Below are 9,784 nucleotides of genomic sequence, written 5' to 3' on the forward strand. Positions count from 1 at the left end.
AAAACGCAGCCACCAGCACCCCCCGCCGGCCCGCCCGTCAGGCCACGTTGAGCGACATCGAATACTTCATCTTGTCGTGCGGGAACGTGGTGATGGTGGCCAGCAGCAGCACCCCGCCGCCGCCGTAGTAGCGGCGCGTGATGACAAAGCCCGCCGTCTGCGGCTCGACGTGCAGCTGGCGGGCGATGCCCGCGGCGATCGGCGTGGCCGAGAACTCCTGGTTGACCTCGTGGATGCGGTTGCCGAAATGGTCTTCGATCAGCCGCAGCAGCGAAATGCGCGGCTGGATGTCTGCGCGCAGGTCCGAGTGTGCGGGGTCGGCGTAGATCAGCGTGCACGCGACCGGCGTGTCCTGGTCGCCCAGCGTCTTGATGGAATTGATATGCAGCCATGAATGGCCGGCCTCGGTCCCGAGCGTCTCGGCCAGGCGCTTGGTCAGCTTGACCGTGCGCACCTCCTGCACCAGCAGCGCCGCATTGCGCGCGTATTGCAGCAGATCCGGGAACTGTGAAATGCGCTGCGTGAAGCGCGTGCTGGCGTGGGCGGTCTCGACCCGCGTGCCCACGCCGGGACGGCGCGACACCATGCCGGCCACCGTCAGCATGCGGATGGCTTCGCGGATCGTATGGCGGCTGGCGCCGAACTGGTCGCACAGTTCGTGCTCGGTCGGCAGCAACGTCATGACCGGATAGCGGCCGCTGCCGATGTCGCGCGCCAACTGCTGGTAGATGCTCTTGTAGCGCGGACCGCCGGCCTCGTCGTCCGGCGCCGCGGCCTGGCCGCGGGCCTCGCGCGCGGCGGCCGGATCGGGCGCGCGGTCGGAGGATCGGGTCATGGTTGGCTCCTTTTTTGTCCTATTTCTATCGGGGTTTGTCCGGACAATAACCGATTGACAAGACAGTCTCTGCGGATCCATTATTTGTCCGGACATTCATGTACGGACAAATTGTACGGCGGACATGAGGTCGCGGGGCAAGCGGGGCCGCATTTTTTTCAGCGGCGAGTCCATCCCCGGATTCAGGCAGCACCGGCAGTTCTTGCAGTTCTCTTCCAATAAACGGGGGTTTTCATGGGCAAGGTACTCGCAGTCCTGACGGCGGCCACGGTGGCCGTCGGTGTGTGCGCCAACGCGCAGGCGCAGCAGAAACTGGTGGTCGCCGGCTACGGCGGCTCGTTCGAAGACATCATGCGCAAAGACATCTTCCCGCCCTTCGCCAAGCAGCACGGCGTCGAGCTGGACTATGTGGCGGGCAACTCCACCAACACGGTGGCGCGCCTGCAGGCGCAGAAAAGCAACCAGCAGATCGACGTGGCCATCATCGACGACGGCCCCATGTACCAGGCCATCGCGCTCGGCTTCTGCGCGCCGATCCAGGGCCTGCCGGCCAACGATCTCTACGGCACGGCACGCTACAAGGGCGACAAGGCAGTGGCCATCGGCATCGTCGCCACCGGCATCATGTACAACAAGAAGGTCTTCGAAGAGCGCAAGTGGGCGCCGCCCACCTCATGGAAGGACCTGAAGGACCCCAAGTACAAGAAACTGCTGGTGGTGCCGCCGCTGAACAACACCTATGGCCTGCACGCGCTGGTGGAATTCGCCCGCGAAGGCGGCGGCGGCGAAAAGAAGATAGATCCTGGCTTCAAGGCCTTCAAGGACGAGATCGGCCCCAACGTGCTGGTCTACGAACCTTCCCCCGGCAAGATGACGGAACTGTTCTCCAGCGGGCAAGCCGCCATCGCCGTATGGGGCAGCGGGCGCGTCAAGGCATTCGCCGACACCGGCTTCCCGGTGGGCTTCGTCTATCCGCGCGAAGGCGCCTATGCGCTGCTGTCGTCGGTGTGTCCGGTGGCCAAGGCCAATGCCAATCCGCTGGCGCAGGCCTTCGTGAACTACCTGGTCAGCCCGAAAGTGCAGGAGCAGTTGGCCAGCGCCTATGGCTATGGTCCCGTCAACAAGCAGGCCAAGGTGGCCGACGATCCGCGCGTGCCGCTGCCGATCGGCAAGCGCGCCGATGACCTGATCGTGATCGACTGGGACACGGTCAACCAGAACCGCGAAGACTGGAACAAGCGCTGGACGCGCGAAATCGAGCGTTGAAGTTCGTACACCAGCACGCAACGGCGGCGCGGGCGCGCCGCCAGCGGGAGCATCCATGAGCTATCTCGTATTGAACCGCCTGTCCAAGCGCTACGGCGACCTGACGGCGGTGGAGGATCTGAGCCTGTCGGTCGAGCGCGGCGAGTTCATCTCGCTGCTGGGGCCGTCTGGTTGCGGCAAGACCACCACCCTGCAGATGATCGCCGGGTTCGTCGAACCCAGCGGCGGCAGCATCGTGCTGGACGGCAAGGACGTCAGCCGCACGCCGGCCAACAAGCGCGGGCTGGGCATGGTGTTCCAGAACTACGCATTGTTTCCCCACATGACCGCGGCCGAGAATGTGTCATTCGGCCTGGAGATGCAGCGCGTCGGCAAGGACGAGCGGCAGGCGCGGGTGGCCGAGGCGCTCAAGCTGGTGGGCCTGTCGCATCTGGCCGACCGCCATCCGGCGCGCATGTCGGGCGGCCAGCAGCAGCGCGTGGCGCTGGCGCGCGCGTTGGTGATCCGGCCCAGCGTGCTGCTGCTGGACGAGCCGCTGTCGAACCTGGACGCCAAGCTGCGCGAGGAGATGCAACTGGAACTGCGCAGCATCCAGCGCACCGTCGGCACCACCACCATTCTGGTGACGCACGACCAATCCGAAGCGCTGGCCCTGTCGGACCGGGTGGTGGTGATGAACCAGGGGCGGGTCGAGCAGGTGGCCGAACCATTCGCCGCCTACGAAGCCCCGACGAGCCGCTTTGTCGGCGGGTTCCTGGGCAAGGCCAACGTTTTCACGCCGACGCCGCAAACCTATGCGGACGAGGTGCGCGCGCGCATCGGCGAGGCCCACATTCCCATGGAAGGCCAGCCTGTGCCACAGGGCGCGGTGATCGTGCGGCCCGAGAAAATCCTGTTCGCCGAGGCGGGCGCCTGTGCCCTGCCCGGCCGCATGAAGACGCGCGTCTTCCAGGGCAACCACTGGCTGTGCCAGGTCGATACCTCGGTTGGCGAAGTGCTGGTGATCCGCCAGAACGACGGCGTGCCGGTGCCCGCCGAAGGCCAAACCGTACATCTGCGCTGGCGCGCGCAGGACATGTGCGCCGTGGCCGGCCAGGAGCCCACGCCATGAGCGCGCGCACCAACCCCTGGCTGTTGAGCGCGCCGGCGCTGGCCGTCTACGCCACCTTCCTGGTGGTGCCGATGGCGCTGGTGGTGTTGATCAGTTTCTTCGACTTCCAGTTCTACGGCGGCATACAGGCCACCTTCACCTGGAAGAACTACTTCGAGATTTTCAGCGACGGCTACTACTACGAGATCTACGCCCGCACCTTCGGCGTGGCCGCGCTGGTGACGGTGGCGTGCCTGGTGCTGGGCACGGCCGAGGCCTATGTGCTGTCGCGCATGGCCAATCCATGGAAAGGCCTGTTCCTGATGGTGGTGCTGGGACCGCTGCTGATCTCGGTGGTGGTGCGCACGCTGGGCTGGGCGCTGCTGTTCGGCTCCACCGGCCTGATCAACCAGGGGCTGATGGGCATCGGCCTGATCGCCACGCCGATCGACCTGATGTACAGCAACCTGGGCGTGGGCATCGCACTGACGCACGTGCTGGTGCCGTTCATGGTGATCTCGGTGTGGGCGTCGCTGCAGCGGATCAATCCGTCGACCGAGGCCGCCGCGCTGTCGCTGGGCGCCAGTCAGTTCACGGTGATCCGGCGCGTGATCGTGCCGCAGGTCATGCCCGGCATCCTGTCGGGGTCTATCATGGTGTTCGCGATGGCCGCCAGTTCCTTCGCCACGCCCGCCATCATCGGCGGCCGGCGCCTGAAGAACGTGGCCACCGCCGCCTACGACGAGTTCCTGAATACGCTCAACTGGCCCCTGGGCGCAGCGCTCGCCGTGGTGCTGCTGGTGGCGACCGTGGTGGTGCTGCTGTCGGCCAACCGGTTGATCGAGCGCCGCTACGGCGCGGTCTTCAATCCGTCGGGGGCCTGACATGAACTTCCGCAATGGCCCCATCGGCCTGCTGTTCCACACTTTGTTCATTCTGTTCATCCTGGCGCCCATCGTGATGGTGTGCGCGGTGGCGTTCACCTCCGAAGGCTTTATCTCGCTGCCCAGCGGCGGCCTGTCGCTGCGCTGGTTCCGCGCCATTCTCGACAACCCCCGCTTCATCGAGGCGTTCTGGTTCAGCCTGGGGCTGGGCGCGTTGTCGGCGAGCCTGGCGATCACGCTGGCGGTGCCGAGCGCGCTGGCGCTGGCGCGCAACCGCTTTCGCGGCCGCGAAGCGCTGGTGGCCTTTTTCCTGTCGCCGCTGATGATCCCGCATGTGGTGCTGGGGCTGGCCTTCCTGAAGTTCTTCACCACCGTCGATCTGGCGGGCACCTATGTGGGGCTGGTGGTGGCGCACGTGATCCTCATCATGCCCTATGCGCTGCGCCTGGTGCTGGCATCTGCGACCGGCATCGATCCGGCGCTGGAGCGCGCGGCGCAGTCGCTTGGCGCGTCGAACTGGACCGCCTTCCGGCGCGTGGTGCTGCCGCTGCTGCTGCCGGGCGTGGTCAGCGGCTGGGTGATCGCGTTCATCACCAGTTTCGACGAGCTGACCATGTCGATCTTCATTGCCTCGCCGTCCACCACCACGCTGCCGGTGCGCATCTTCCTGCATATCGAGGACACCATCGACCCGCTGGTGACGGCAGTGTCCGCCGTGCTGATCTACGTGACCATCATCGCCATCTTCATCCTGGACCGTTTCGTGGGTCTGGAAAAGCTGTTTGTCGGAAAGGGACGCTAATGACGGACGAGAAACAACTGGCGCCGCGCGCGCCAGCGCATCGCGGCATCTACGATGCCGTGGTGATCGGCGGAGGCCTGGTCGGTTCCGCGCTGGCCTACGGGCTGCGCCGCGTGCTCGACCACGTTGCGGTGCTGGACGAGGGCGACGTGGCCTATCGCGCCTCGCGCGGCAACTTCGGACTGGTGTGGGTGCAGAGCAAGGGCATGGGCTTGCCGCGCTACGGGGTATGGACCATGACCTCGGCTGGCGCCTGGCCGCAACTGGCGGCCGACCTGTACGACGAGACCGGCGTGGACGTGCACCTGGAGCAGCGCGGCGGGCTGCACGTGCTGCTGAGCGACGAGGAAATGCAGGCGCGCGCCAACTTCATGCGCACCCTGCTGGCGCAGCCGGGCATGGCGCAGTACGACTGGAAGCTGCTGGACCGCAATGAGGTGGCCGACCTGGTGCCCGGCATTGGCCCCGACGTGCGCGGCGCCACCTGGACGCCGGTCGATGGCATCGCCAATCCGCTCAAATTGCTGCGCGCGTTGCATATGAGTTTTGCACAGCGCGTTGTGGATTACCTGCCGCGCCGTCCGGCGCTGCGTATCCAGCGCCGCGATGGCGTGTTCGAGATCGCCACCCCGGCCGGCGCGCTGCGCGCGCGCCAAGTGGTATTGGCCGGCGGCCTGTCCAACAAGGCACTGGGCGAACAGGTCGGCCTGGCGGTGCCGGTGCGGCCGCAACGCGGCCAGATCGTGGTGCTGGAGCGCACCCGCCGTCTGCTCGAGACGCCGTTGTCCACGCTGCGCCAGACCGACGAAGGGACCTGGCTGATCGGCGATTCACAGGAAGAAGCCGGCTATGTGGACAACCACGTGGGCCTGCCCATTCTGGGCACGCTGGCCGACCGCGCCGTGCGCACGCTGCCGGCGCTGCGCGAGGTACGCGTGGTGCGTAGCTGGGCCGCGCTGCGCGTCATGTCGCAGGATGGCTTTCCCATCTACCAGCAATCCGAAACGTGCCCGGGCGCCTTCGTCGCCACCTGTCACAGCGGCGTGACCCTGGCCGCCGCGCACGCGCTCAAACTGGCGCCCATGATCGCCGCCGGCCGGTTGGCCGACGACATGGCGCCCTTCTCGACCCGGAGGTTCCATGTTCAAGAGGCTTGACGAGGCGCAGCGCCAGGCGCAGGGCGCGCCGGTGCGCGTGACGGTCAACGGCGCCGAACTGCAATGCCGCGCCGGCGACAGCGTGGCGGCGGCATTGTTCGCCGGCGGCGTGCAGGCCTGTCGCGATACCGCGGTGGGCGAGGTGCCGCGCGGACCCTATTGCATGATGGGCGTGTGCTACGACTGCCTGGTCACGATCGATGGCCAGGCCAACCAGCAGGGCTGCATGACGGCCGTGCGCGAAGGCATGAAGATCGAGCGCCAACTGGGCGCGCGCAAGGTGCAGGCATGATCGAGACGACGCAATGCGATTTGCTGGTGGTGGGCGCGGGCCCCGCCGGGCTGGCCGCCGCCACCACGGCCGCGCGGCTGGGCGTGGACACGGTGCTGCTGGATGAGCAACCCGCGCCGGGCGGCCAGATCTACCGCGCCATTACCACCACGCCGGTGACCGACCGCACGGTGCTGGGGCCGGATTACTGGCATGGCGCTTCCCTGGTCGAGCCGTTCCGCCAGTCGGGCGCGCGCTATCTGCCGGGCGCGACGGTGTGGGCGGTGGCCGAGCGCACCGCGCCCGAGCCGCAACGCGGCTTTGAAGTGGCCTATTCGGTGGCGGGCGAGGCGCGCATCCTGCATGCGCGGCGCCTGCTGCTGGCCACCGGCGCGCAGGAACGCCCTTTCCCGATCCCGGGCTGGACCCTGCCCGGCGTCATCACCGCCGGCGCGGCGCAGATCCTGCTGAAGTCGGCGGGCGTGGTGCCGGCCGACCGTACCGTGCTGGCCGGCTGCGGGCCGTTGCTGTACCTGGTGGCCTGGCAATACCTGAACGCCGGCGTGAAAGTCGATGCGCTGCTCGAAACCACGCCGCCCGGGCGCCTGCGCCAGGCATTGCCGAAAGTGTGGGACTTCCTGCGCTCGCCGTATCTGGGCAAAGGAGTATCGCTGCTGCGCGCGGTCAAGGCGGCGATACCCATCATCAAGGGCGTGACGGCGCTGGAAGCGTTGGGGCAGGACAAGCTGGAAAGCGTGCGCTACACCGCCGGCGGCGTCACCAGGACGCTGCCGGCGCAACAGTTGATGCTGCATCAGGGGGTGGTGCCCAACGTCAACCTGTCGCGCGCCATTGGCGCCGAGCACCGCTGGAACGCGGCGTTGGATTGCTGGGAACCGGACGTGGACGAATGGGGCCTGACTTCCGTGGACGGTGTCGGCATGGCGGGCGACGGCGCGGGCATTGCCGGCGCGTTGGCGGCCGAGCAGCGCGGCCGGCTGACGGCGTTGCGGGCGGCACACCTGCTGGGCCGCATCGACGCGGCGCGGCGCGACAGCGAGGCCGCGGCGCCCCGTGCCGCGTTGGCGCGGGCGGTGCGTGGACGCGAGTTCTTCGACGCCCTGTACAAGGCGCCCGAGACCTTCCGCCGTCCCACTGGCGACACCATCGTCTGCCGCTGCGAGGAAGTGACCGCCGCGCAGGTGCGCGACACCGTCAAACTCGGTTGCAGCGGCCCGAACCAGATGAAGGCTTTCCTGCGCTGCGGCATGGGGCCGTGCCAGGGCCGCTTTTGCGGCCTGACGGTGTCGGAGATCATCGCCGAAGAGCGCGGCGTGCCGGTGGCCGACGTGGGCTACTACCGCCTGCGCTTCCCCACCAAGCCGCTGACGCTGGGCGAACTGGCCTCGTTGCCGCAGACCGACGAGTCGCGCCAGGCGGTGGTGCGCCTGAAGAAATAGGAGCCCGCCATGACGGACGCTTCGCGCTCGGCCGCCGTCATCATCATCGGCGGCGGCCTGCATGGCAGCTCGGCGGCGCTGCACCTGGCGCGCGCCGGCGTGCAGGCGCTGGTGATCGAAAAGAACTACGTCGGCCGCCACGCCTCGGGCGTGAACGCGGGCGGTGTGCGCACCCTGGCGCGGCATCTGGCCGAAGTGCCGCTGGCGCTGGCATCGCGCGATCTCTGGTATCGCATTGGTGAACTGGTCGATGACAATTGCGGTTTCGAGCAGCACGGACAGGTGCGCGTGGCCGAGAACGAGGCCGACGTGGCGGCGCTGCGCGCGCGCCTGGCCACCATGCAACAGCATGGCTATACGCACGAACAGTGGATCGACCGCGATGCACTGCGGGCCATGATCCCCGCGCTGGCGCCCACTGTGCAGGGCGGCCTGATCGCGCGCGAGGATGCCGCCGCCGATCCCTACCGCACCACGCTGGCGTTCCGGCGCAAGGCTGCCAGCCTGGGCGCTCGATTCCTGGAGGGCGTGCGGGTGCTGCGCAGCGCGCATGAGCAGGGACAGTGGCGGGTCGAGACCGACGCCGGCACCTATACCGCGCCGCAGGTACTCAATTGCGCCGGCGCCTGGGCCGACCGCATCGCCGCCGAATGGGGCGAACCGGTGCCGCTGGCCGCCATCAGCCCGATGATGCTGGTGACGCTGCGCATGGATCATTTCCTGGATGCGGTGGTGCTGGGCACCGGCCGGCCGCTGTCGTTCAAGCAACGCGCCAACGGCACGGTGCTGATCGGCGGCGGCCGCCGCGCCTGGGTCGACCGCGATGCCGAATGGACCGAGCTGGATTTCCGTTCGCTGGCCGAAGGCGCGCGCACCGTCTGCGATCTGTTCCCGCACATGCGGCACGCCATCGTCAACCGCGGCTGGGCCGGCATCGAGGCCGCCATGCCCGACGAGATCCCGGTGATCGGCCGCAGCGGCCGCCACGATAGCGCCTTTCACGCCTTTGGTTTCTCTGCCCACGGTTTCGAGTTGGGGCCGATCGTCGGCCGTATCATGGCCGACCTGATCACCACCGGCGCGACCGATCTGCCGATCGCGCCGTTCGCCATCGATCGTTTCACCGGCGCCGCGGACGCGCCGGCATCCACCACCAAGGAGCAGCACCCATGACTGACATCGTGCGCAAGGATTCCAACGAGCGCCTGAGCCGCATCGTGATTCACGGCGATACCGTGTACGTGGCAGGCGTGACCTCGTCGGCCGAAGGCGGCATCGTCGCGCAGACGCGCGACGCGCTGGCCAAGATCGACGGCTACCTGGCGCGGGCCGATTCGGACAAGACCCGGCTGCTGTCGGTGCAGATCTGGCTCAAGGACATCGAACGCGATTTCGCCGGCATGAACCAGGTCTGGGCCGAATGGGCGCCGGCCAACGCATTGCCGACGCGCGCGACCTGCGAGGCCAGGCTGGCCTCGCCCGATCTGCTGGTGGAGATCATCGTCACGGCCGCCAAACGGCCGGGCTATGTCGGCGGGCCGGTGTCGGAAGCCTGATCGGCCACAATGATCCGGCAGCGCGCTGCCGGATCATTCCGGTGGTACCCCGTCGCAACCGCTGACAGCGGCGGGTGAAGGCAAGGTCCGGCCTCGGACACGCCTTATTTCGTCATCCCGCGATGCATTTTCCCGGTTTTGCGCTTCCTCGCTGTTGATAATCGGCGCGTTGAAAAGGAAGTGTTTGAATCGGCCGGCGCGTTCGGCCGACGGGAATTCGTAGCGTGCCAGCCGGTCAGGGTTTCATTCGCAATGTCGAGGCCTCTTGCTGCAACCTGCATGGTTCGCAGCGGGGATGGTGGCGTCGCAAGCGGGCCACCGCGCGCGGTGCCGCCAGCCTGGCGCTGTGCGTTTCGTTCGTCGCCTTGCTGATCCCTGCGCCACCCCTGGCCGCGCAACCCCTGCCCGCGGACGCCGCCGCGCGCGCCAGCGACATCCAGCGCCGCCAGGAACAGGAAATCGA

11 protein-coding genes are annotated in these 9,784 nt (G+C 67.7%); 10 read left to right on the top strand and 1 reads right to left on the bottom strand.

Annotation, left to right across the window (positions count from 1 at the left end):
* Positions 1–37: 37 nt before the first annotated feature.
* A complete protein-coding gene (locus AC6LKG_RS25875; protein WP_498169736.1) occupies positions 38–835 on the bottom strand; it encodes a GntR family transcriptional regulator in 798 nt (265 codons plus the stop codon).
* A 234-nt stretch (positions 836–1,069) separates the two neighbouring features.
* Between AC6LKG_RS25875 and AC6LKG_RS25880 the strand changes: the two genes are divergently transcribed.
* From AC6LKG_RS25880 to AC6LKG_RS25925, 10 genes are all read left to right on the top strand, one after another.
* Positions 1,070–2,101 (top strand): ABC transporter substrate-binding protein, encoded by a 1,032-nt coding sequence (locus tag AC6LKG_RS25880; protein ID WP_498169738.1) that lies wholly within the window; start codon positions 1,070–1,072, stop codon positions 2,099–2,101.
* Between the two features lie 55 nt (positions 2,102–2,156).
* A complete protein-coding gene (locus AC6LKG_RS25885; protein ID WP_498169741.1) occupies positions 2,157–3,212 on the top strand; it encodes an ABC transporter ATP-binding protein in 1,056 nt (351 codons plus the stop codon).
* Complete coding sequence (locus tag AC6LKG_RS25890) at positions 3,209–4,075, top strand: ABC transporter permease (protein ID WP_498169743.1); 867 nt, start codon at positions 3,209–3,211, stop codon at positions 4,073–4,075. The genes AC6LKG_RS25885 and AC6LKG_RS25890 overlap by 4 nt, the downstream gene beginning before the upstream one ends.
* Before the next feature lies 1 nt (position 4,076).
* Complete coding sequence (locus tag AC6LKG_RS25895; RefSeq protein ID WP_498169745.1) at positions 4,077–4,877, top strand: ABC transporter permease; 801 nt, start codon at positions 4,077–4,079, stop codon at positions 4,875–4,877.
* The gene (locus AC6LKG_RS25900; protein ID WP_498169746.1) at positions 4,877–6,034 is read left to right on the top strand and encodes an NAD(P)/FAD-dependent oxidoreductase; all 1,158 of its coding nucleotides are present in this window, start codon (positions 4,877–4,879) and stop codon (positions 6,032–6,034) included. Before AC6LKG_RS25895 ends, AC6LKG_RS25900 begins: the two co-directional genes overlap by 1 nt.
* Positions 6,018–6,326: a (2Fe-2S)-binding protein gene (locus AC6LKG_RS25905; RefSeq protein ID WP_498169748.1), complete on the top strand. Its 309-nt coding sequence runs from the start codon at positions 6,018–6,020 to the stop codon at positions 6,324–6,326. Before AC6LKG_RS25900 ends, AC6LKG_RS25905 begins: the two co-directional genes overlap by 17 nt.
* Positions 6,323–7,765: an FAD/NAD(P)-dependent oxidoreductase gene (locus AC6LKG_RS25910; protein ID WP_498169750.1), complete on the top strand. Its 1,443-nt coding sequence runs from the start codon at positions 6,323–6,325 to the stop codon at positions 7,763–7,765. Before AC6LKG_RS25905 ends, AC6LKG_RS25910 begins: the two co-directional genes overlap by 4 nt.
* Before the next feature lie 9 nt (positions 7,766–7,774).
* Positions 7,775–8,938 carry an NAD(P)/FAD-dependent oxidoreductase gene (locus AC6LKG_RS25915; RefSeq protein WP_498169752.1) on the top strand — a complete coding sequence of 388 codons (1,164 nt, stop codon included), beginning with the start codon at positions 7,775–7,777 and terminating at the stop codon, positions 8,936–8,938.
* A complete protein-coding gene (locus tag AC6LKG_RS25920) occupies positions 8,935–9,321 on the top strand; it encodes a RidA family protein (protein ID WP_498169754.1) in 387 nt (128 codons plus the stop codon). The genes AC6LKG_RS25915 and AC6LKG_RS25920 overlap by 4 nt, the downstream gene beginning before the upstream one ends.
* A gap of 224 nt (positions 9,322–9,545) precedes the next feature.
* Positions 9,546–9,784: hypothetical protein (locus AC6LKG_RS25925; protein WP_498169756.1), on the top strand; the 239-nt coding region annotated here is incomplete at its 3' end.

This window comes from Achromobacter sp. 46006 (assembly GCF_059761975.1).